This is a genomic window from Pandoraea sp. B-6 (genome assembly GCF_000282835.1).
GTDB classification, from domain to species: Bacteria; Pseudomonadota; Gammaproteobacteria; order Burkholderiales; family Burkholderiaceae; genus Pandoraea; species Pandoraea cepalis.
In genome coordinates, this window is sequence record NZ_KB290530.1 from 33,180 (window position 1) to 53,356 (window position 20,177).

Consider the following 20,177-nt stretch of genomic DNA (forward strand, 5'->3'; position numbering starts at 1 on the left):
GGCATAGCGCCATCCGTCCCCGCACAGGGGATGGGCGGTGCGCGAAGCCCCCACGGAAACCTCCTATGCTGAGATTCGTCATGAGACGACTGGGCATGGTGATCCCGACGTTCATCGGCATCACCGTCCTGGCGTTCGCGCTCATTCACCTGATTCCCGGCGATCCGATCGAAGTGCTCGTGGGCGAGCGAAATCTCGACCCGGTCATGCACGCCGAGGCGATGAAGCGCCTGGGTCTCGATCAGCCGCTCACCACGCAATATTTCGTCTATCTGAAGCACGCGGCGCAAGGCGACCTCGGGCGCTCCATCGTCACCAACGAGGGGGTGCTTCACGAGTTCTTCGCCCGCTTTCCCGCGACGCTCGAACTTGCCCTGTGCGCAATGATCTTCGCGCTCGCAGTCGGCTTGCCCGCCGGCGTGGCGGCGTCGCTGCGGCGCGGCAAAATGCTCGACCACACCACGATGGGCGCGGCCCTCACGGGCTACTCCATGCCGATTTTCTGGTGGGGCCTGCTGCTCATCATGTTCTTCTCCGTCTACCTGCAATGGACGCCCGTCTCCGGCCGCATTGGCGTGGAGTACGATGTGCCGCACGTCACCGGCTTCATGCTCATCGACACATTGCTCTCGGGCGACGAAGGGGCGTTCAGTTCCGCGGTGAGTCATCTGATTCTGCCCACCATTGTGCTCGGCACCGTGCCGCTCGCGGTGATTGCCCGCATGACGCGCTCGGCCATGCTCGAAGTGCTTCGCGAGGACTACATCCGTACGGCGCGTGCGAAGGGACTCTCCCCGTGGCGCGTGATCGTCGTGCATGCGTTGCGCAATGCGCTGATTCCGGTCATCACCGTGATTGGTCTGCAAGTCGGCGCGCTGCTCGCCGGTGCGGTGCTGACCGAGAACGTGTTCTCGTGGCCCGGCATCGGCAAATGGCTGATCGATGCCATTCTGCGACGCGACTATCCGGTGGTGCAGGGCGGCATTTTGCTCATCGCAACGGGCGTGATCCTGGTCAACCTGCTGGTCGACGTGCTCTATGGCGTCGTCAACCCGCGCATCCGGCACTGAGGGACGTCAATCATGAGCGATACACCGGCTACGCTGCCGCCCCCCGCCGCCGTGACGGCCACACCTCGTGCGCGGTTGTTCCGGGAGTTCCTGCGCAGCTTCACCGCGAACCGTGGTGCAACGGCCGCGGCCATCGTGCTGTTGTCGATGTTCGTGGCGGCGATCTTCGCGCCATGGATCGCGCCGCACAGCCCCATCGAGCAATATCGCGACTTCGTGAAGATTCCGCCCGCCTGGTTCGACGGCGGCAAGCTTCAGTTCCTGCTCGGGACCGACGAGGCCGGCCGCGACATTCTTTCGCGTCTGATCTATGGCGCACGCCTGTCGTTCTGGATCGGTCTGTCGTCGGTGGTGCTCTCGCTGATTCCGGGCATTCTGCTGGGGCTGCTGGCGGCATTCTTCCCACGCTGGCTCGACACGCCGATCATGCGGTTGATGGACATGATGATGGCGTTGCCGTCGCTGTTGCTGGCCGTGGCCGTGGTCGCCGTGATCGGCCCGGGCCTCGCCAACACGACCATCGCCATCGCGATCGTGACGTTGCCGGCGTATGTGCGTTTGACGCGCGCAGCGGCGATTGGCGAGTTGCAGCGCGAATATGTCATTGCCTCGCGCATGGCCGGGGCGGGCACGCTGCGACTGATGTTCTCGACGGTGTTGCCGAACTGCGCGGCGCCGCTCATCGTGCAGGCCACGCTGAGTTTCTCGGTGGCCATTCTCGATGCGGCGGCGCTCGGCTTTCTTGGCCTGGGCGTGCAACCGCCGCTCGCCGAGTGGGGCTCGATGCTTGCCTCCGCACGCGACTACATGGAAAGTGCCTGGTGGATTGTGACGCTGCCGGGACTTGCGATCGTCATCTCGGTGCTCGCCATCAACCTAGTCGGCGACGGCCTGCGCGACGCACTTGACCCCAAATTGAAGCGAATCGCATGAGCCTGCTCTCCATTCGAAATCTTTCGGTCGACTTCGACGGCGCACGCGCGGTCGAGGCCATTGACCTCGACGTCGGCCAGGGTGAGATTCTTGGCGTGGTCGGCGAATCCGGTTCGGGCAAGAGCGTGACGATGCTCGCGCTCATGGGGCTGGTCGACGCGCCAGGCCGCGTACGTGCCGACGAAGTAAGCTTCGACGGACGCGATCTGCTGCGCGCGTCGGCGCGCGAGCGTCGCGGCATCGTCGGCCGCGACGTGTCGATGATCTTTCAGGACGCGCTTTCCAGCCTGAATCCGAGCTACACCGTTGGCTATCAGATCGCCGAGGTGTTGCGCCGCCACATGGGGCTGCGCGGACGTGCGTTGCACAATCGCGTCGTCGAGTTGCTGGAGCAGGTCGAAATTCCCGATGCCGCGAACCGGGTCGGCGCGTATCCGCATCAGCTCTCCGGCGGAATGAACCAGCGGGTGATGATTGCGATGGCGATTGCCTGTCGCCCGAAGCTGCTCATTGCCGACGAGCCGACCACCGCGCTCGACGTCACCATCCAGGCGCAGATCATGGCCTTGCTGCTGCAATTGCAGAAGGATCACGGCATGGCGCTCGTGCTGATCTCCCATGATCTCGCCGTCGTGGCCGAAGTCGCGCACCGGGTGGCCGTCATGTATGCGGGGCAGGTGATCGAAAACCAGCAGGTGCCGGCGCTGTTCGATGCCCCGCATCATCCCTACACGGAGGCGTTGCTCGCAGCGATTCCCGAGCACAACCGGGGCGTGCGGCGACTGCGTACGTTGCCGGGCATGGTGCCGGGGCGCGACGATCGGCCGACGGGCTGTCTGCTTTCGCCGCGTTGTCCGTATGCCGACGACCATTGCCGCACGGTGCCCCCGGCGTTGCAGCCCTACGTCGGGCCGAACGCTTCGGGCTCGCCCCAGGTGCGATGCTTCAAGCCGCTGCCGCATGCGTTGGCGGAAGAACGCACGACAGGAGGTGCGCAATGAGTGAAACTGTTTTCGCGACACCTCCGGGAGTGCCGCAGGCCCCGGACGCACATGAAGCTGACCGCGGCGGCAGCCGCGTGGTGCTCGCCGCGCACGATTTGACGCGCTTCTACGCCGTCAATCGTGGCTTCATGCGCCCACAGGCCACGGTCAAGGCACTCAACGGCGTGTCGTTCTCGCTGGCCGCCGGTCGTACGCTGGCCGTGGTCGGTGAGTCGGGGTGCGGCAAATCGACGCTGGCGCGGGTGCTGACGTTGATCGAAGCACCGACGTCCGGCAGACTCGTGGTCGACGCGACCGAGACCACGGCGGCGTCGGCGGGGGCGCTGGCGCCGCTGCGCACGCGGATCCAGATGGTGTTCCAGAACCCGTATGCGTCGCTCAACCCTCGCAAGACGGTGGGGCAGGCGCTCGACGAGCCGCTGTCCATCAACACCTCGGCGAGCCGTGCCGAACGCGGCGAGACGATCGCGGCGATGATGCGCACGGTGGGGCTGCGTCCGGAACATGTGGCGCGCTATCCGCACATGTTCTCTGGCGGGCAGCGGCAGCGGGTGGCGATTGCCCGGGCGATGATCCTGTCGCCGGCCATCGTGGTCGCGGACGAGCCGGTTTCGGCCCTGGATGTCTCAATTCAGGCACAGATCCTGAATCTTTTCATGGATTTGCAGGACCGATACGCGACGAGTTACGTATTCGTGTCGCATAATCTCGCCGTGGTCGAGCATGTGGCCGACGACGTCATGGTGATGTATCTCGGCCGCGCGGTCGAACACGGCCCCAAGGCCGCCGTGTTCGGCAAGCCGCTGCATCCGTACACCAAGGCGCTGATGTCGGCGACGCCGGCGATCAAGGCCGCCGAGCGGCGCGTGAAGATGGCGCTGACCGGCGAGTTGCCCTCGCCGCTGCGGCCACCGCCGGGGTGTGCGTTTGCACCGCGCTGTCCGTACGCGATAGACCGTTGCCGCGAAGAAGTGCCGCAACTGCGCAAGCTCGACGGGCGTCTGGTGGCGTGCCATCGGGTTGAAGACATTGAGGGATGACGAGATTGGGTGGACCACCACGCGCGACGCATGTGAGTCGGGGCGCTGCATTGGCCGGCTGGCTGCTCGGTTGCCTGCTGATGACGTTCGCCATCACGCTGGACGCGGCGTCGATCGTAACGCCGCAAGCCGTGGCGCCGCGAACGTTGCCGCTGGTCGTGCCCGAGCCGGGCGAATCGCCGCCCGGCGCCAATCTCCCGTTTTACGAAGCCCGCAAGGGCGACATGACCATCTACGTGATGGGCACCCTGCACGTCGGCAAGCCGGACGACTACCCGTTTCGCAAAGTCGTGGTCGATGCGCTGCGCGTGTCGTCGGTGGTGGCATTCGAGTTGTCGCCCGACGACCTGACGATGTCCCAGGACGACGTGCAGAAGTACGGCATGTGCTCACGCGCCTGTCTGCCGAGGCTTATCCCGGGGGCGCTGTGGCGTAAGCTGCGCGCGCGTCTCAAGGGCAATCCGGCGATGCTGGCCGAGATTCGTCACATGCGTCCGTGGCTGGCGGCGCTGCTCGTCGAGACGCTGGATTCGATGGGGGCCGATCTGCAAACGGAGTACGGCACCGAGAACCAGTTGGAGAACATCTATCGCGGGCGCATCGTCGGTCTCGAATCGCTGGCGGAGCAGATGGATGCCTTCACCGGACTGACGTCGGCTCAGCAAAACGAACTGCTGGCGCAGGAGCTGGTGCTCACACCCAAGACCGCCACGGCGCAGGTAGAGGAGTTGCATCGTCTGTGGCGGGCCGGGGATGCCGAGCTGGTGTTCGACTGGTCTCAGGGCAAGGCGGCGCAAGTGCGCCGCAACGTGGCACTGGCCGACGCGATCGACGAGCGCATTCTGTTCTCGCGCAATCGGCGTTTTCTGGCGCGCATGCTGTTTCTGGCGGACCCGGGCAAGCCGGTCTTCGTCGCCATCGGCACGCTCCATCTCGGCGGCCCGCATGGGGTGCTGCAACTGCTGCGGGAGCATGGATTTTCCGTGGCGCAGCGGTAGTCTGAAACGGACCTGAGACAGGCGGGCGATCCGGCTAGGAATCGCCCGAGAAACAAGCCCACCCGATTGACTCCCCCATCCCTGACGATTAATTTGGTCACACTCGTGTGAGTGGTCCCCCGCCCAAATCCTCGTCAGGAGTCACGATGCCAATTGTCGATCAAAGCGCCGATCTTGCCGTGCGCCAAGCGCCGGCGCATGCCATTCCTTCCACACCTTTTGAGCCGTCCGAGCCGGTTGAGCCCGTTGAGCGCATAGAGCATTACGCGCTCAGCGTTGAAGAAGAGGCGCAGATCCTCTACGAAGCAACGATCCGCGGACTTGCCGACGTGGCCGCCGGCCGCAAGCTGCCCAGCGAAGTCGTAAAGACCGGATGCTCCGTCGACCTCAATGAAGCGTATTTCGAGTTCCCGCATGACCCCAGCGAGATCCACGTCGACGAGTTTGTGGGCATCCTACTGGGGCTGCGGGACGCCGACGCCGGCCGCACGGTACCCGATGAGGTGGTCAGCGCCGAGGCTGAGGCGTGGAGACGGAGCGTTCTGAAACGGCTGTGATTGCAACGATCCAATGGTCAAAGCATGCCCAAAGGGATCGCACCATCGCCAGGATGTCGCTGGAGAATTTCAACCTCCACGTCGCCCTCGATTTTGAGGATTCGCTGAAACGCGCAGTGAAAACACTGCGCTCGTTTCCTGCCATTGGTCGTCCCGGGCGCTTACCCAATACCCGAGAACTTGTTTCTCACAAGCGATACCGAATCATTTACCGTCTAAAGGAGAACAAAGTCACCATTCTCAAATTACACAACGTCAGTCGTCCCTGGCCTCCCAGGGACTACCCATTCCACGACTGACGTATCCCCGGCCGGCGGCTTCGTGCATGACCTCAAGCCAGCATCCCCCGTGCCTCGATAAAACGGATGATCTCCTGAAGGCCTTTGCCTTCCCTCATGTTCCCCATGACGAACGGACGCATGCCGCGCATCTTTTGCGTATCCGACCGCATGATGTCCAGCGATGCCCCGACGTAGGGGGCGAGATCGGTCTTGTTGATGACGAGGAGATCGGACTTGGTGATGCCGGGGCCGCCCTTGCGCGGAATCTTCTCGCCACCGGCCACATCGATCACGTAGATCGTGAGATCCGAGAGTTCGGGACTGAACGTGGCCGCGAGGTTGTCGCCACCCGATTCGATGAAGACCACGTCGGCGTCAGGAAAGCGTTCGAGCATGCGTTCGACGGCCTCGAGGTTGATCGATGCATCCTCCCGGATGGCCGTGTGCGGGCAACCGCCGGTCTCGACGCCAAGGATGCGCTCGGGCGCCAGCGCGCCGGCCACCGTGAGCAGGCGCTGGTCCTCTTTCGTATAGATGTCGTTGGTGATGACGACGAGATCGTAGCGCTCGCGCATGGCTTTGCAGAGCATCTCGGTCAGGGTGGTCTTGCCGGAGCCGACCGGGCCTCCGATGCCGACACGCAGCGGCGGATTCTTCTTGGTACGACGGGCGTTGGCAGAAGTCGTCATGGCGAATGTCGTGAGTGGCGGAAAAAAGGAAAGATGACGAAATGACGAAATGACGAAAATCGTGGACGCGACGTATCGCGTCTCACGAACGGAACAAGCGTGAATACTGTGTTTCGTGACGCGACGCGAGAATGGCGAGCGCCGGGGAAAAGGTATTGATCCGGTCATCCGGCAACGACGCGGCTCGATGCGCGGCATCGACCACACGAGGGCGCAATGCCACGATGACCCGTTGCGCGGCCAATTGTCCGAGCGGCACGGCTTTGAGCGCGCCGGCCACCTGATTCTCGAGCCAACTGAACGCGTAAGCGACGAGCGTGTCCAGCAGCGGAGCGCCATGCGTCAGCGCCGCAAAGGCGAAGGCCGTTGGCAACGCGATCGGACGCAGCGAGGACAGGTGTTCGCGCTGTATCGGATTCCCCCATTCGAGGGAGATCGCCAGTTGCGTGAGCGACCAGCCCATCTGCTCGGTTTCCGCACGCAACTCGGCCGCCTCGCGCGTGGCGAGTAGCCATTCGTTCACACGGGTGAGCGACGCGACATCGCCCGCTTGCCAGTGGCGCCACTGTCTGGCGAGCAGGGCCATCTCGCCGGTCGTGAATACGCCGTCGAGCTGGCTGGCAATCCAGCGCTCGGCGCTCGGGGCATCGTGGATGATGCCATGTTCCACCGCGGCTTCGAGCCCTTGTGAATAGCTGAACGCGCCGATGGGCAGCGCCGGCGATGCGAGATGCAGCAGCGCCGCGAGTGACTGCAACGACGCGGTGGCAACCGGTTCAGCGAGAGGACTGGCCAGACTTGCCGTCATCGGTCGGACTCACAGGGAAAGGCGCATTGCCGGTAGTGGTGCTGTCCGGCGTATGGGAGTGGTCATGCCCGCAATCGGGGCCGTGAACATGGGCATGGCCGTGATGATCGTCGTGAGCGTGCGAGTGCGCGCAATCCGGGCCATGCGCGTGAACCGCCGCGTGATCGTGATGGCACCCCGGGCCGTGAACATGGCCGCGATCATGGTCATGATCGTGCCCGTGCCCGTGCCCGTGCCCGTGATCATGCTCATGCTCGTGCGAATGTCCATGATGCTCATGGAACACGCGCTGGGCGAGCGCCATGTCTTCGGCGAAGCTCGCATCGTGACCATGCTTGTGGCCGCCGCCATAGGCACCCGCTTCGGGTTCGAACGGCATCAAGGCTTCGGCTACGTCGACGTCGAGTCGCAGCAACATGTCGCGCAGCACCGGGTCGTATTCGAGCTTGAGATAACCATCGCCCACTTCGACAGGCGTATGCCGATTGCCGAGATGGTATGCCGCGCGGGTCAGCGCGAGCGGCGTGGCGGCCGTGACGAGCAGCACCGTCTCGGGGGCGGCTTCCACGCGAATGAGACCGCCGTCGTCGGCCACGAGCCCGTCACCGCCGCGCAGCACGGTGCCACGCGGCAGGAACAGGGCGACGTCTTCGCCGGTCTCCAGCGTGGCGCGCAGGCGGCTCTTGCTGCGCGCATCGAACGGCAGCACGAGCGCCGGGGCACGCCGCATGAGCGGCGCAGCCAGGCGTCCGGCCTCGAGGCGTTTCTCGACGCGGCGCAGCGTCGTCGAAGGGGCGGCGTTATCTGCCGGGTGGGGCGATTCGGGGGCTTGCGACATAGCTCAGAAGAGGAAGTAACGTTGCGCCATCGGCAGCACGCTCGCAGGCTCGCAGGTCAGCAACTGCCCGTCGGCGATGACCTGATAGGTCTCGGGGTCGACGCTGATATGCGGCAGCCAGTCGTTGTGGATCATGTTGGCCTTGGTCACCTGCCGGATATTGCGCACCGGCACGATGCGCTTGGCCAGTCCATAGCGGCCGGCCACGTCGCCATCGTACGCCGCCTGCGACACAAACGTGAGCGACGTGCGCGCCAGCGCCCCGGCGCGCGCGCCGAACATTTCGCGATAGTGCACCGGCTGAGGCGTCGGGATGGACGCGTTCGGGTCCCCCATGAGCGCTGACGTAATCATGCCGCCCTTGAGAATCAGCGACGGCTTCACGCCGAAGAACGCCGGTTCCCACAGGACCAGGTCGGCCCATTTGCCGACCTCCACCGAGCCGATCTCATGGGCCATGCCGTGTGTGATCGCCGGGTTGATCGTGTACTTCGCCACGTAGCGCTTGACGCGGAAGTTGTCGGCCTGCGCCGAGTCGGTGCCGAGCGCGCCGCGCTGCACCTTCATCTTGTGCGCCGTCTGCCACGTGCGCATGACGACCTCGCCGACGCGCCCCATGGCCTGAGAGTCCGACGAGATCATCGACAGTGCGCCAAGGTCATGCAGGATGTCTTCGGCGGCAATCGTTTCGCGGCGAATGCGCGATTCGGCGAACGCAATGTCTTCCGCGATGGCCGGATCGAGGTGATGGCAGACCATCAACATGTCGAGATGCTCGTCGAGCGTGTTGATGGTGTACGGCCGCGTCGGGTTGGTGGACGACGGCAGCACGTTCGCCTCGCCGCACACTTTGAGAATATCCGGTGCGTGACCGCCCCCGGCGCCCTCGGTGTGGTACGTGTGGATCGTGCGGCCCTTGATGGCCGCAACGGTGGCTTCGACGAAGCCGCCCTCGTTGAGCGTGTCGGTGTGGATGGCGACCTGCGTATCGGTCGCATCGGCCACCGACAGGCAGGCGTCGATGGCGGCCGGCGTGGAGCCCCAGTCTTCGTGCAGCTTCAGGCCGATCGCGCCGGCCTCGATCTGCTCCATCAGCGGGGCGGGCTGGCTGACGTTGCCCTTGCCGAGAAAGCCGAGGTTGATCGGCCAGCCGTCGGCCGCTTGCAGCATGCGCTCCAGGTGCCACGGCCCCGGCGTGCAGGTGGTGGCGTTCGTGCCGGTCGCCGGCCCGGTGCCGCCGCCGAGCAGCGTGGTCACGCCGGACGAGAGCGCCTCGTCGATCTGTTGCGGGCAAATGAAGTGGATGTGCGAGTCGATGCCGCCTGCCGTGACGATCATGCCTTCGCCGGCGATCACTTCCGTCGCGCCGCCCAGTGGAATGGTCACGCCGGGCTGGATGTCCGGATTGCCCGCCTTGCCGATGCCCCAGATCCGGCCGTCCTTGAGTCCGATGTCGGCTTTGACGATGCCCCAGTGGTCGATGATGACGGCATTGGTGATGACGGTATCCACGACGTCGGCACGCGTGCGCTGCGATTGGCCCATGCCGTCGCGAATCACCTTGCCGCCGCCGAACTTCACTTCTTCGCCGTAGATCGTATAGTCGCGCTCGATCTCGACGATGAGTTCCGTGTCGGCGAGCCGCAGCCGGTCGCCCGTCGTGGGGCCGAACATTTCCGCATAGGCGCGGCGTGAAATCTTCATAGCGCCCCCATCACGCGACCCGCGAAGCCGAAGACGCGGCGGTCCCCCGCCAACGCGACCAGTTCGACCGTGCGTTGCTGCCCCGGCTCGAAGCGCACCGCGGTGCCGGACGCAATGTTCAGGCGAAAGCCGCGCGTCGCTTCGCGGTCGAATTGCAGCGCGTCGTTGACTTCGTAGAAGTGAAAATGCGAGCCGATCTGGATCGGGCGATCGCCGGTGTTGGCAACGCTCACGCTGAGGGTCGGGCGACCCTCGTTCAGCGTGACGTCACCTGCGGCGGGCAACAGTTCTCCGGGAATCATGAGCGTCTCTTGGAGGAATTGAAGGATGCGCGCAACCTTGGCCGTTCAGGCCGCCGCGACGAGCAGCGCCGCGCCGTAGGCGAGCACGCCCGCGCCGAGCACGCGCGGCAACCACGCGGTACGGCGACGCAGCGCAACGCCGGCCACGATGCCCAGACTGTGCAGCACGCCGGTCGCGAGCAGAAAGCCGGCCATGTAATGCATGGCGCTCGCCTCGACCGGCAATTCCGCACCGTGAGCCACCCCATGGAAGATCGCGAACGCGCCGACGACAGCAGCCCCCGCTGCGGCGGGGAGCTTCGCGCGCGTCGCGAGCATGAGTCCCAGCACGAGCAGCGAGACGGCAATCATCGGCTCGACGCCCGGCAGCCCCGCGCCATACGCCATGCCGAGTAACCCGCCTGCAGCAAGCATGGCGACGAAAGCCAACGGGGCGAGCCAGACACGTTTCGACGTGAGCGCACTCCACAAGCCAACCACGATCATGGCGCAAAGGTGATCGGCGCCGGTGAGCGGATGCACGAAACCTGCGACGAAACTGCCCGCCGCGTCATGGCCCGGATGACCGGGGTGCGCGAGCGCCAGACTCGAAGCGGCGAGCAGCGCGAGGCCAGTCGTCACACGCACGACGCGAGGGTACGTGCGACCGGGGGCCGGGGAAGCATCCGCCGCGTACGCGACGGTCACTTCATGGGCATCACGGGCAATAGGGAGGCGAGCCACTGACATGAGACGTCCTTAAGATGGGGTTGTCGACGACAGAGAATCGAATGCGAAGCGAAGGACAAGGGTGACCGAGAACGAACGGCGATGAGGGCCACCTTCCTACGCTCGGCATTCCGCGCGTGCGTCCTTCAGGGAATCGGGTGGTGCACGGTGACGAGCTTGGTGCCGTCCGGAAACGTGGCTTCGACCTGAATGTCCGGAATCATTTCGGGCACGCCTTCCATCACGTCGTCGCGCGAGAGCAGCGTGGTGCCGTAATGCATCAGGTCGGCCACGGTGCGTCCGTCGCGCGCGCCTTCCATGAGGGCGGCGCTGATGAAGGCCACGGCCTCCGGGTAATTCAGTTTCAGCCCGCGCGCACGCCGACGTTCGGCGAGCAAGGCGGCGGTGAAGATGAGCAACTTGTCTTTTTCGCGCGGAGTGAGCTTCATCGTGAACGGGGGGGAACGTCAATGCGAAAGGGTCGTGGGGCGGTCGCCGTTGCCGCACATCATAGGCGCACGTTCTTGTCCGCGCCACTGGGTTTTGCCGCCTGCGTGGCACGCACCAAAACTGTGCGAAACGACGCGGCGGCAGGTGTCGGTCATCGGCGTCGTCATTGGCAGAGAAAGCGCTGCAATTCTGGTGTCGACGGCTGCGTGAAGAGGGTTTCCGGCGCGCCGGACTCCCAGATCTTGCCCTGATGCATGAACACCACGCGGTCCGACACATGACGGGCGAAGCGCATCTCGTGCGTGACGAGAATCAGCGTCATGCCTTCGGCGGCGAGGTTTTCGAGCACCCCCAGCACTTCGGCGACCAACTCGGGATCCAGTGCCGAGGTGATCTCGTCGCACAGCATCACGGCCGGACGCATGGCGAGCGAGCGGGCGATCGCCACACGCTGCTGTTGACCGCCCGAGAGCTGCGATGGATAGCTGTCGAACTTGTCGGCCAGTCCCACCTTATCGAGCATGGCGCGGGCAACGTCGCGCGCTTCGGCGCCCGGCGTCTTCTTCACCACCTTCTGCGCGAGCATCACGTTCTCGCCGGCCGACAGATGCGGAAACAGGTTGTACTGCTGGAACACCATGCCGACTTTCAGACGCAATGCGCGCAGATCGGTGTCGCGCGCTCCGACGTGCACGCCCTCCACGGCGACACTGCCCGCGTCGAACCGCTCCAGGCCGTTGAGCGTGCGCAGCAATGTGCTCTTGCCCGACCCGCTCTTGCCGATGATCGACACGACCTGGCCGCGCTCGACGTCCAGATCGATGCCCTTGAGCACGGGGGTTTCGCCGAAGCGCTTTTGCATGCCCCTGACTTCAATGAGCGACATGGAGTTTCCTTTCGAGATGACGCGCCCACAGCGACAGCGGATAGCAGGCAGCAAAGTAGAGCAGCGCGACGAGGCCGTACACGGTGAACGGCTGGAACGTCGCGTTGGTGAGCATGGTGCCGGTCTTGGTGAGTTCGTCGAAGCCGATGATCGACGCGAGCGCCGTGCTCTTGACGACCTGCACCGAGAAGCCGACCGTGGGCGCGATGGCAATGCGCAGTGCCTGCGGCAAGATCACGTGACGCAGTTGCTCGCCGTATCGCATGGCGAGACTCGACGAGGCTTCCCATTGGCCGTGCGGAATCGCGTCGACGCAACCGCGCCAAATCTCCGTGAGATAGGCGCTCGTGTAGAGCGTGAGGCACACGGCCGCCGCGACCCAGGGCGAGACGTCGAGACCGAGCAGCGGCAAGCCGAAGAACACCAGGAACAACTGCATGAGCAGCGGCGTGCCCTGGAACACTTCGATATACAGCGCCACGGCGCGTGCTGCCCAGGAAACGCGTCCAACGCGCACGACAAGCAACATCAGGGCGACGCCGCCGCCGCAGACGAAGGCGATGGCCGACAGGGCGAGCGTCCAGCGGGCTGCCAGCAGCAGGCCGTGCAACATGTCCCACGTCGAGAACTCGATCATCGGGCACCTGCCTTGACGTTGACCGTGCCGCGAAAGAGGCGCCGTGCGCAGCGCGTCAGCACACGGCGCAGTGCGATCGCGAGCGCGAGGTACACGGCGGTGACGATCAGATAGCTCTCGAACGCCCGGAACGTGCGCGACTGCACGAAGTTGGCGGCGTATGACAGATCGGGCACGGAGATCTGCGAGACGACGGCCGACCCCAGCATCACGATCACGATCTGGCTGGCGAGTGCGGGGAACACCTTGGCAAACGCCTGCGGCAAGATCACATGACGCAGGATCTGGCCGCGCGTCATGGCGAGCGACAGTCCCGCTTCGGACAGACCGCGCGGCACCGCTCGCATGCCGGCGCGAATGATCTCGGTGGCGTACGCGCCCAGGTTCACGCTCATGGCGAGCACGGCGGCGGTCGTCTCGTCGATATGAATGCCAAGACTCGGCAGTCCGAAGAAGATGAAGAAGAGCTGCACAATGAACGGCGTGTTGCGGATCAGCTCGACGTACAGCCCGGTAATGGCTTTGAGCCACACCGCGCCTTCCTCGCGGGCGACGGCGCACAGCGCGCCGAGGCTCACGCCCGCGACCGTGGACACGGCCGTGAGCACAACCGTCAGCGCGGCGCCGCGCACGAAGAGCATCAGGTATTGCCGCAGATCGGCAAAATCGAGAACGTAATGCATGTGAAGCCGGTGAGGAGTCGCGAGGGGCGGGATGTCAAGATCAGAGATTCGTCGGCAGCGGCATGCCGAGCCACTTCTGCGAGACGTTGCTCAGCGCGCCATCTTTCTTCGCCGCGGCGAGAATCTCGTTGACCTTGGCGAGCAGCCGCGGCTCGTTCTTGTTCAGGCCGACGAAGCACGGCGAGTTCTTGATGAGAAACTTCGGCTCCGGCAACTTGGGCGGGTGCTTGGCGAGAATGGCCGCAGCCACGACGTTGCCCGTGGCGACCAATTGCACCTGCCCGGACAGGAACGCCGAGATCGTGCCGTTGTTGTCTTCGAAGCGCTTGATCGTGACGTCGGCCGGGGCGATCTTCGAGAGTTCGAGGTCTTCGACGGCGCCGCGCGTCACACCGACGGTCTTGCCCGACAGGTCGGCGGGCTTGGACACCGCGAGATCCTTGGGCCCGAACACGCCGTTGTAGAACGGCGCATACGCTTGCGAGAAATCGATGACCTTCTCGCGCTCGGCGTTCTTGCCGAGGCTGGAGATCACCAGGTCGGCCTTGTTCGTCGTGAGGTAGGGGATGCGGTTGGCGCTCGTCACCGGCACCAGTTCCAGCTTCACGCCCATGCCCTTGGCGAGCAAGGCGGCAGCGTCGATGTCGTAGCCGACCGGCTTCATGTCGGCGCCGATCGAACCGAACGGCGGGAAGTCTTGCGGCACGGCTACGCGCAGGGTGCCACGCTTGATGATGTCGTCGAGTCCGTCGGCATGCGCGCTGCGTGGCACGGCCACGGCGAAGACGGTGATTGCGCTCACGGCCAGCATCAGCGTGGTGAACGCGCGACGGGTCCGTGCGCGTGCGCCGAGCGTGGCGGCAACGGTGTCGTGAGAGAAGGCACTACGAATGAACGGCAGCATAGAGGCAACCTCGTGGATCGGGGGGGGCGAAGCATTCCGGTAACAGGAGTGTTCCGGCGGCCGGCACATCTGGTCTGACCGGTCGATACAGTGATCTAGCAGGAATCGTGCCCGGCAATGCTTCAGGTCACGGGGCTGATGGGATGGGGCGCACGCACGCGCAACGTGCCGTGCCGACGGCAACGGCGACAGCAATGGCGACGACAACGGGAAGTGGCGAAAACGGGGAGGGAAGCCCAGCATTGGTGCGAATTCGGGCCGGAGAGGATGACGCGGCAGCGCGCGCGTCACCGTTATGGTGCGTGTGGTGTGTGTGACGGGAGGGAAGCCGTCTCACGTCGCCCAGAGTCGCAGCGGCTCGGCGGGCACGCCGTGAACGAGCGGGCGCAGCGTCAGCCAATGCGAGACCAGCAACCGCCGTACCGTCTCCATGTCGTAGCCGAGCACGCGCAGCACGAGCACGTTGCCCGGCAGGCACGTGATCCCCGCGCGCAGCGTGTCGTCGAACGGCAGGCCTTGGGCGAGCGACTCGGCCAGCTCGCGTGTGCAAGCGGCACCGACGGCCCACAGCGTGGCGAAGATGGGGAAACCCGCCAGCGCGGTGGTGCCGGTGCGTTGCGCATCGTCGGCGTCGAGCACGGCCTGTTCCGCCCACAGCAGACGATCCGTCGCATCGCGCAGTTCGAAGCGCGCGCGCCATTGGCCGTGCGTCCACTGCTCGCCGGCCGCCTGACGGCCGAGCAGCGTGGCGTCCCAGCCGATGACGGACGCGTTCTCGCCAAGCTTCACGGTGATGCACTGGCGCGCATCCGCATGCTCGAACACGATGTTCTCGAGCGGCAGCCAGTCGAGCTTCGCGCCGTCGCGTACGGTGAGGCTGATGTCCTGCGTCCCGAATCGGCCTTGCGACTTGTACCACTTGGTCGCCCCTGGCGTGGTCAATACGGCGTGCGCGTTGGGACCGACCTCGACGTCGATGGACAGCGTGTCGCCGCCCGCAATCCCGCCGGGCGGATGTACGACAACGGCATGACAAATGCCGGGGCCTTCCGGATGAAGTGACTTCTGGACGACGAGCGGGCCGTGGTGGCGTCGCGTGGCGAGAACGGTGCGCGCTTCCTGACGGGCGAAGCCGAGCGTCAGCGCGGCGTGCCAGCCGGCGCTGGGCGTGTGCGGAGAATTCATGAAAATCGTTCGGCAATGGATGGCGCGAATCTAGCACGCGCCGACCGTGCGCGACATCGAAACCTGCCGTCTCTGTCTCACACGGCCACCTGATGCCGTACGCCGTCGGCTTCCATGTCCTTGCCGAGGCCGCTCGCCACGATGGCGCCCCGACTCATCACGCGATAGTGATCCGCGAGTTGCAGGGCAAAGTCGTAATACTGCTCGACCAGCAATACCGTCATGCCGCGTTCGTCGACCAGACGCCGCAATGTTGTCCCGATGTCCTTGATGATCGACGGTTGAATGCCTTCGGTCGGCTCGTCGAGGATCAGCAGTTGCGGGTCGCTCATGAGCGCGCGTCCAATGGCAAGTTGCTGTTGTTGCCCGCCGGACAGATCGCCGCCGCGCCGCTGCTTCATATCGCGCAATACGGGGAACAGTTCGTAGATGTGCTCGGGCACGCCGCGCTTGGCCTCGCGCGCGGGACGGCTCGCCGCACCGATCAACAGATTCTCTTCGACGGTGAGACGCGGGAAGATCTCGCGTCCTTGCGGCACGTACGCCAGCCCATGCGCCACGCGCGCATACGGGGGGGCTGACGTCAGGGCAGTGCCGCGCCACGCGATGCTGCCCGACTTCACCGGCACCACGCCCATGAGGCACTTGAGCAGTGTGGTCTTGCCCACGCCGTTGCGCCCGAGCAGCACGGTGAGCTGGCCGTCGGGCACGGTGAACTCCACGTTGCGCAGAATGTGGCTGCCACTGTAGTACTGATTGAGTGCGTGAATTTCCAACATGGTCAGCGTCCCAGATACGATTCGATCACGCGCTCGTCGCGTTGCACGACATCGAGCGTGCCTTCCGCCAGCACCCGCCCTTCGGCCATCACGGTCACGAGTCCCGTCTCGCCGGCGAGCGCGGCGACGAACGCCATGTCGTGCTCGACCACCATCATCGAACAATGCCCGCGCAGCCGGTTGAGCAACTCGGCGAGCTGCGCGGTCTCTTCGTCGGTCATGCCGGCGGCGGGTTCGTCGAGCAGCAGGAGTTGCGGTTGCTGCATGAGCAACATGCCGATCTCCAGGCGCTGCTTCTGGCCGTGCGACAACTGTCCCGCACGCACATGGGCCTGATGCTCCAGGTGCGTGAGCGTGAGCACTTCCTCGATGCGGCGTCGCATGGTCGGCGTGAGCATGTCCCATAGGGCGCGGAACCAGCGTTTGTCGCCCGCACACGCGAGTTCGAGGTTCTCCCACACGCTGTGATGTTCGAACACCGTCGGTTTCTGGAACTTGCGGCCCACGCCCGCCTGCGCGATGGCCGGCTCGTCGAGCCGGGTGAGGTCGAGCGTCTGGCCGAGGAAGGCGCGGCCGGCGTCGGGGCGGGTCTTGCCCGTCACGACGTCCATCATCGTTGTCTTGCCCGCGCCGTTCGGGCCAATGATGCAGCGCAGCTCGTCGGTCTTGATCGCCAGCGACAGGTCGTTGAGGGCGCGAAAGCCGTCGAACGATACGGAGATGTTCTCGAGGTAGAGGATAAGACCGTGCGACGTGTCGATCTCGCCCGGCACCACGAGATGCGACATCCCGGTAGGGTCGCCGCTGACGGTGACGGATGCATCGGGGGCGTCGGCGATTTGCCAACTGATGTCGATGTCGGGTCTCATGCGCGGTCTCCGGTGGCGGGGTGCGGCGCATCGCCTTCGGCGGCGGCCGGCGCGTGTGGCGTGCGCTTGCGGGACAGTTGTGCGACGAGGCCGATCACGCCCTGCGGCAGCAGCAGGGGCACGAGCACGAACATCGCGCCGAGGAAGAACAGCCAGTACTCGGCGAAGTACGCCGTGAAGAAGCTCTTCGCACCGTTGACGAGGAACGCACCGGCAATCGCGCCCACGAGCGAGCCGCGTCCGCCGATGGCGACCCAGATGGCCATCTCGATGGAGTTGACCGGCGCCATCTCGCTCGGGTTGATGATGCCGACCTGCGGCACGTAAAGCGCGCCCGCAATGCCGCACAGCATGGCGGACAACGTCCACACGAACAGCTTGTAGCTCAGCGGCCGGTAGCCGAGGAACATGGCGCGCGATTCGCCGTCGCGAATGGCCGTGACCACACGGCCGAACTTCGAGACGACCAGCGCGCGGCACAGCACGAAGGCACCGATCAGTACGACGAACGTCACGAGGAACAACACCGTGCGCGTGGTTGCCGACGTGATCGAGTAGCCGAGAATGCGCTTGAAGTCGGTGAAGCCGTTGTTGCCGCCGAAGCCGGTTTCGTTGCGATAGAAAAGCAGCATGGCGGCGAACGTGAGCGCCTGCGTGATGATCGACAGGTACACCCCCTTCACGCGTGAGCGGAAGGCCAGATACCCGAAGAGCCACGCGACCACGCCGGGCAGTGCCACGACGAGAAACATCGCCCAGGCGAAATGCTCGGTGCCGGTCCAGTACCAGGGGAGCGACTTCCAGTCGAGAAACACCATGAAGTCGGGCAAGTTGCTGTGATACACGCCGTCGCGCCCGATGCCGCGCATCAGGTACATCCCCATGGCATACCCGCCGAGCGCGAAGAACAGGCCGTGGCCCAGGCTCAGGATGCCGCAATAGCCCCACACCAGATCGAGCGCGAGCGCCGCAATTGCGTAGCACATGATCTTGCCCACGAGCGTCATCGCGTAGGCCGACAGATGCAACGGGTGCGTGGCCGGCAGCACCAGGGCGCAAACCGGCACGAGAATCGTCACCGCCAGCACGAACGCGAACAGCAAGGGCGCGACATGCTTCGGCAGGAGCCGGGCGCGCGGCGGCACGTCCAGCGAGATCGAAGGGGCGATCCCTTCGGGCAGGAAGTTCGACGTCTGCATTCAGGCCTCCGCGCTGCGCCCTTTGAGCGCAAACATGCCCTGCGGGCGTTTCTGGATGAACAGCACGATCAGGATCAGCACGGCGATCTTGGCGAGCACGGCACCCCACACCGGTTCGAGCAGCTTGTTGGCGATGCCCAGGCCGAACGCACCGACGATGGTCCCGGCCAGTTGTCCCACGCCGCCCAGCACCACGGCCATGAACGAGTCGATGATGTAGCTCTGCCCGAGGTCCGGGCCGACGTTGCCGATCTGCGAGAGCGCGCATCCGCCCAGTCCGGCAATGCCCGCGCCAAACGCGAAGGCATAGCTGTCGACGCGTCCCGTCTTCACGCCGACGCAGGCGGCCATCGACCGGTTCTGCGTGACGGCGCGAATGAACAGCCCCAGGCGCGTGAGGTTGAGCACCGACCAGGTGAGCGCCACGACCACCAGCGCGAATATCAGGATCGCGATGCGGTTATACGGCAACATCAGGTTGGGCAGTACGGCGACGCCGCCGCTCATCCACGAGGGATTGATCACTTCCACGTTCTGCGCGCCGAACAGCGTGCGCACGCCCTGGATCATGAGCAGGCTGATACCGAACGTCGTGAGCAGCGTTTCGAGCGGGCGGCCGTACAGATGCTTGATGACGGTGCGCTCCAGCACGAAGCCGAGGAAGGCCGCCACAAGGAAGGCGGCGGGCACGGCGGCGACCAGGTAGGCGTCGAACGCCCCCGGCAGGAAGCGCTGAAAGAGTGTCTGCACCACATACGTGGCGTACGCGCCGACCATCAGGAATTCGCCGTGCGCCATGTTGATGACGCCGATCAGGCCATAGGTGATGGCCAGGCCGAGCGCGGCGAGCAGCAGCACACTGCCGAGCGACAGACCGGCGAAAAGCGTGCCGAAGAACTCGCTGCGGCGCTGGGCTGCGGCCAGTTTCGTCAGGGCGATGTCGGCGGCGCTGCGCACGCTGGCGTCGGGTTCGGCATAGGTGCCGTCCGCTTGCTTCGCGACGATGGGCAGCAGCAGATCGCGCATCTGAGGGTCGCCCGCCGCGGCGATCAGATCGATGGCTTCACGACGCTTCTTCGCGTCGGTGTCGTGCAATGCCGTCTGTGCCCAGAGCTGGTCGAGCCGTTTGCGCAGCGTCGGATCGGTCTCCTTCTGGCGCGCCTGTTCGATGAGCGTCTTGAATGCGGGCGACGGGTTTTGCAGCATCGTGTCGATGGCTTGCGCCCGGGCGTCGTGATCGGGCGAGCGCAAGGCGCCGGCGGCGGCGGCCGTAGCGACCTTGGCGCGCAGCACGTTGTTGAGCGTGATCGATCCCGCGTTGTCGCCCTTGATCGGGGCGCCCGTGATCGGATCGAGGGTCTTCTCGCCGTCCTGGATGGCGAGGCGATCGCCCACGGTCACGACCGTGTCGTCGGCCAGCGCCTTGAGGAGTGCGGCGGCCTGCGGCGAGTCGTCGGACGCAAGATGATCGATGGCCTGCGACTTGGCGTCGAAGTCGTCGCCGGCCAGCGCCGTGAGGTCGGCGCTCGAGACGGCGGCATGGGCCAGGGAGGGAGTGGTCAGCGCGGCGCCCAGCGAGAGCAGGACAAGGGCGGCAGCGGTCCAGCGTCTTATCGTTATCATCAAAACCTCTGCGCGCGCCGGCGGCCATCG

At 65.2% G+C, this 20,177-nt stretch carries 22 protein-coding genes and 1 pseudogene; 7 read left to right on the plus strand and 16 right to left on the minus strand.

The window, feature by feature from the left end:
- Positions 1 to 65 precede the first annotated feature (65 nt).
- The 7 genes from A985_RS0113910 to A985_RS29830 all read left to right on the plus strand — a co-directional run bounded on the left by A985_RS0113910 (position 66) and on the right by A985_RS29830 (position 5,901).
- Positions 66 to 1,070 (plus strand): ABC transporter permease subunit, encoded by a 1,005-nt coding sequence (locus A985_RS0113910; protein ID WP_017234011.1) that lies wholly within the window; start codon positions 66 to 68, stop codon positions 1,068 to 1,070.
- 12 nt (positions 1,071 to 1,082) lie between these two features.
- A complete protein-coding gene (locus A985_RS0113915) occupies positions 1,083 to 2,003 on the plus strand; it encodes an ABC transporter permease subunit (RefSeq protein ID WP_017234012.1) in 921 nt (306 codons plus the stop codon).
- Positions 2,000 to 3,004 carry an ABC transporter ATP-binding protein gene (locus A985_RS0113920; protein WP_017234013.1) on the plus strand — a complete coding sequence of 335 codons (1,005 nt, stop codon included), beginning with the start codon at positions 2,000 to 2,002 and terminating at the stop codon, positions 3,002 to 3,004. Before A985_RS0113915 ends, A985_RS0113920 begins: the two co-directional genes overlap by 4 nt.
- Positions 3,001 to 4,047, plus strand: coding sequence for a peptide ABC transporter ATP-binding protein (locus A985_RS0113925; protein ID WP_083902301.1), 1,047 nt, complete (start codon positions 3,001 to 3,003; stop codon positions 4,045 to 4,047). Before A985_RS0113920 ends, A985_RS0113925 begins: the two co-directional genes overlap by 4 nt.
- Before the next feature lie 32 nt (positions 4,048 to 4,079).
- A complete protein-coding gene (locus tag A985_RS0113930; RefSeq protein WP_017234015.1) occupies positions 4,080 to 5,045 on the plus strand; it encodes a TraB/GumN family protein in 966 nt (321 codons plus the stop codon).
- Positions 5,046 to 5,191: 146 nt separating this feature from the next.
- Complete coding sequence (locus tag A985_RS0113935) at positions 5,192 to 5,602, plus strand: hypothetical protein (RefSeq protein ID WP_017234016.1); 411 nt, start codon at positions 5,192 to 5,194, stop codon at positions 5,600 to 5,602.
- Positions 5,599 to 5,901, plus strand: coding sequence for a type II toxin-antitoxin system RelE/ParE family toxin (locus A985_RS29830; protein ID WP_083902303.1), 303 nt, complete (start codon positions 5,599 to 5,601; stop codon positions 5,899 to 5,901). Before A985_RS0113935 ends, A985_RS29830 begins: the two co-directional genes overlap by 4 nt.
- 32 nt (positions 5,902 to 5,933) lie before the next feature.
- Here A985_RS29830 and ureG read toward each other — a convergent pair whose 3' ends face one another.
- The 16 genes and pseudogenes from ureG to urtB all read right to left on the minus strand — a co-directional run bounded on the left by ureG (position 5,934) and on the right by urtB (position 20,147).
- A complete protein-coding gene (ureG, locus tag A985_RS0113940; RefSeq protein WP_017234017.1) occupies positions 5,934 to 6,572 on the minus strand; it encodes an urease accessory protein UreG in 639 nt (212 codons plus the stop codon).
- A gap of 82 nt (positions 6,573 to 6,654) precedes the next feature.
- Positions 6,655 to 7,380 carry an urease accessory protein UreF gene (locus tag A985_RS0113945; RefSeq protein WP_017234018.1) on the minus strand — a complete coding sequence of 242 codons (726 nt, stop codon included), beginning with the start codon at positions 7,378 to 7,380 and terminating at the stop codon, positions 6,655 to 6,657.
- A gap of 103 nt (positions 7,381 to 7,483) precedes the next feature.
- Positions 7,484 to 8,161: pseudogene (ureE, locus tag A985_RS25520) on the minus strand (urease accessory protein UreE); the annotation flags it as partial.
- A 60-nt stretch (positions 8,162 to 8,221) separates the two neighbouring features.
- Positions 8,222 to 9,922 (minus strand): urease subunit alpha, encoded by a 1,701-nt coding sequence (gene ureC / locus A985_RS0113955; protein ID WP_017234020.1) that lies wholly within the window; start codon positions 9,920 to 9,922, stop codon positions 8,222 to 8,224.
- Complete coding sequence (locus A985_RS0113960; protein WP_017234021.1) at positions 9,919 to 10,224, minus strand: urease subunit beta; 306 nt, start codon at positions 10,222 to 10,224, stop codon at positions 9,919 to 9,921. The genes ureC and A985_RS0113960 overlap by 4 nt, the downstream gene beginning before the upstream one ends.
- A 45-nt stretch (positions 10,225 to 10,269) precedes the next feature.
- Positions 10,270 to 10,845, minus strand: a complete 576-nt coding sequence (locus A985_RS0113965; RefSeq protein WP_017234022.1) for a HupE/UreJ family protein — start codon at positions 10,843 to 10,845, stop codon at positions 10,270 to 10,272.
- A 233-nt stretch (positions 10,846 to 11,078) separates the two neighbouring features.
- Entirely contained in the window at positions 11,079 to 11,381 is a 303-nt protein-coding gene (locus A985_RS0113970) for an urease subunit gamma (RefSeq protein WP_017234023.1), read from the minus strand.
- A gap of 164 nt (positions 11,382 to 11,545) precedes the next feature.
- Complete coding sequence (locus A985_RS0113975) at positions 11,546 to 12,268, minus strand: amino acid ABC transporter ATP-binding protein (RefSeq protein WP_017234024.1); 723 nt, start codon at positions 12,266 to 12,268, stop codon at positions 11,546 to 11,548.
- Positions 12,255 to 12,905: an amino acid ABC transporter permease gene (locus A985_RS0113980; protein ID WP_017234025.1), complete on the minus strand. Its 651-nt coding sequence runs from the start codon at positions 12,903 to 12,905 to the stop codon at positions 12,255 to 12,257. The genes A985_RS0113975 and A985_RS0113980 overlap by 14 nt, the downstream gene beginning before the upstream one ends.
- Entirely contained in the window at positions 12,902 to 13,588 is a 687-nt protein-coding gene (locus tag A985_RS0113985; RefSeq protein ID WP_017234026.1) for an amino acid ABC transporter permease, read from the minus strand. The genes A985_RS0113980 and A985_RS0113985 overlap by 4 nt, the downstream gene beginning before the upstream one ends.
- Before the next feature lie 40 nt (positions 13,589 to 13,628).
- Complete coding sequence (locus tag A985_RS0113990) at positions 13,629 to 14,399, minus strand: transporter substrate-binding domain-containing protein (protein ID WP_039830361.1); 771 nt, start codon at positions 14,397 to 14,399, stop codon at positions 13,629 to 13,631.
- 426 nt (positions 14,400 to 14,825) lie between these two features.
- Positions 14,826 to 15,677 carry an urease accessory protein UreD gene (locus tag A985_RS0113995; RefSeq protein ID WP_017234028.1) on the minus strand — a complete coding sequence of 284 codons (852 nt, stop codon included), beginning with the start codon at positions 15,675 to 15,677 and terminating at the stop codon, positions 14,826 to 14,828.
- A 77-nt stretch (positions 15,678 to 15,754) separates the two neighbouring features.
- Entirely contained in the window at positions 15,755 to 16,456 is a 702-nt protein-coding gene (gene urtE, locus A985_RS0114000; RefSeq protein ID WP_017234029.1) for an urea ABC transporter ATP-binding subunit UrtE, read from the minus strand.
- Positions 16,457 to 16,458: 2 nt separating this feature from the next.
- The gene (gene urtD, locus A985_RS0114005; RefSeq protein WP_232424620.1) at positions 16,459 to 17,244 is read right to left on the minus strand and encodes an urea ABC transporter ATP-binding protein UrtD; all 786 of its coding nucleotides are present in this window, start codon (positions 17,242 to 17,244) and stop codon (positions 16,459 to 16,461) included.
- Between the two features lie 77 nt (positions 17,245 to 17,321).
- Positions 17,322 to 18,524: an urea ABC transporter permease subunit UrtC gene (gene urtC, locus A985_RS0114010; RefSeq protein WP_017234031.1), complete on the minus strand. Its 1,203-nt coding sequence runs from the start codon at positions 18,522 to 18,524 to the stop codon at positions 17,322 to 17,324.
- Positions 18,525 to 20,147 carry an urea ABC transporter permease subunit UrtB gene (urtB, locus tag A985_RS0114015; protein ID WP_017234032.1) on the minus strand — a complete coding sequence of 541 codons (1,623 nt, stop codon included), beginning with the start codon at positions 20,145 to 20,147 and terminating at the stop codon, positions 18,525 to 18,527.
- Between the last annotated feature and the right edge of the window lie 30 nt (positions 20,148 to 20,177).

Bases quoted from the DNA above. Each gene is read 5' to 3' on its own strand.
- A985_RS0113910 (WP_017234011.1), top strand. From the start codon at position 66: ATGCTGAGATTCGTCATGAGACGACTGGGCATGGTGATCCCGACGTTC.
- A985_RS0113915 (WP_017234012.1), top strand. From the start codon at position 1,083: ATGAGCGATACACCGGCTACGCTGCCGCCCCCCGCCGCCGTGACGGCC.
- A985_RS0113920 (WP_017234013.1), top strand. From the start codon at position 2,000: ATGAGCCTGCTCTCCATTCGAAATCTTTCGGTCGACTTCGACGGCGCA.
- A985_RS0113925 (WP_083902301.1), top strand. From the start codon at position 3,001: ATGAGTGAAACTGTTTTCGCGACACCTCCGGGAGTGCCGCAGGCCCCG.
- A985_RS0113935 (WP_017234016.1), top strand. From the start codon at position 5,192: ATGCCAATTGTCGATCAAAGCGCCGATCTTGCCGTGCGCCAAGCGCCG.
- ureG (WP_017234017.1), bottom strand. From the start codon at position 6,572: ATGACGACTTCTGCCAACGCCCGTCGTACCAAGAAGAATCCGCCGCTG.
- A985_RS0113945 (WP_017234018.1), bottom strand. From the start codon at position 7,380: ATGACGGCAAGTCTGGCCAGTCCTCTCGCTGAACCGGTTGCCACCGCG.
- ureC (WP_017234020.1), bottom strand. From the start codon at position 9,922: ATGAAGATTTCACGCCGCGCCTATGCGGAAATGTTCGGCCCCACGACG.
- A985_RS0113960 (WP_017234021.1), bottom strand. From the start codon at position 10,224: ATGATTCCCGGAGAACTGTTGCCCGCCGCAGGTGACGTCACGCTGAAC.
- A985_RS0113970 (WP_017234023.1), bottom strand. From the start codon at position 11,381: ATGAAGCTCACTCCGCGCGAAAAAGACAAGTTGCTCATCTTCACCGCC.
- A985_RS0113975 (WP_017234024.1), bottom strand. From the start codon at position 12,268: ATGTCGCTCATTGAAGTCAGGGGCATGCAAAAGCGCTTCGGCGAAACC.
- A985_RS0113980 (WP_017234025.1), bottom strand. From the start codon at position 12,905: ATGATCGAGTTCTCGACGTGGGACATGTTGCACGGCCTGCTGCTGGCA.
- A985_RS0113985 (WP_017234026.1), bottom strand. From the start codon at position 13,588: ATGCATTACGTTCTCGATTTTGCCGATCTGCGGCAATACCTGATGCTC.
- A985_RS0113990 (WP_039830361.1), bottom strand. From the start codon at position 14,399: ATGCTGGCCGTGAGCGCAATCACCGTCTTCGCCGTGGCCGTGCCACGC.
- A985_RS0113995 (WP_017234028.1), bottom strand. From the start codon at position 15,677: ATGAATTCTCCGCACACGCCCAGCGCCGGCTGGCACGCCGCGCTGACG.
- urtE (WP_017234029.1), bottom strand. From the start codon at position 16,456: ATGTTGGAAATTCACGCACTCAATCAGTACTACAGTGGCAGCCACATT.
- urtD (WP_232424620.1), bottom strand. From the start codon at position 17,244: ATGTCGCATCTCGTGGTGCCGGGCGAGATCGACACGTCGCACGGTCTT.
- urtC (WP_017234031.1), bottom strand. From the start codon at position 18,524: ATGCAGACGTCGAACTTCCTGCCCGAAGGGATCGCCCCTTCGATCTCG.
- urtB (WP_017234032.1), bottom strand. From the start codon at position 20,147: ATGATAACGATAAGACGCTGGACCGCTGCCGCCCTTGTCCTGCTCTCG.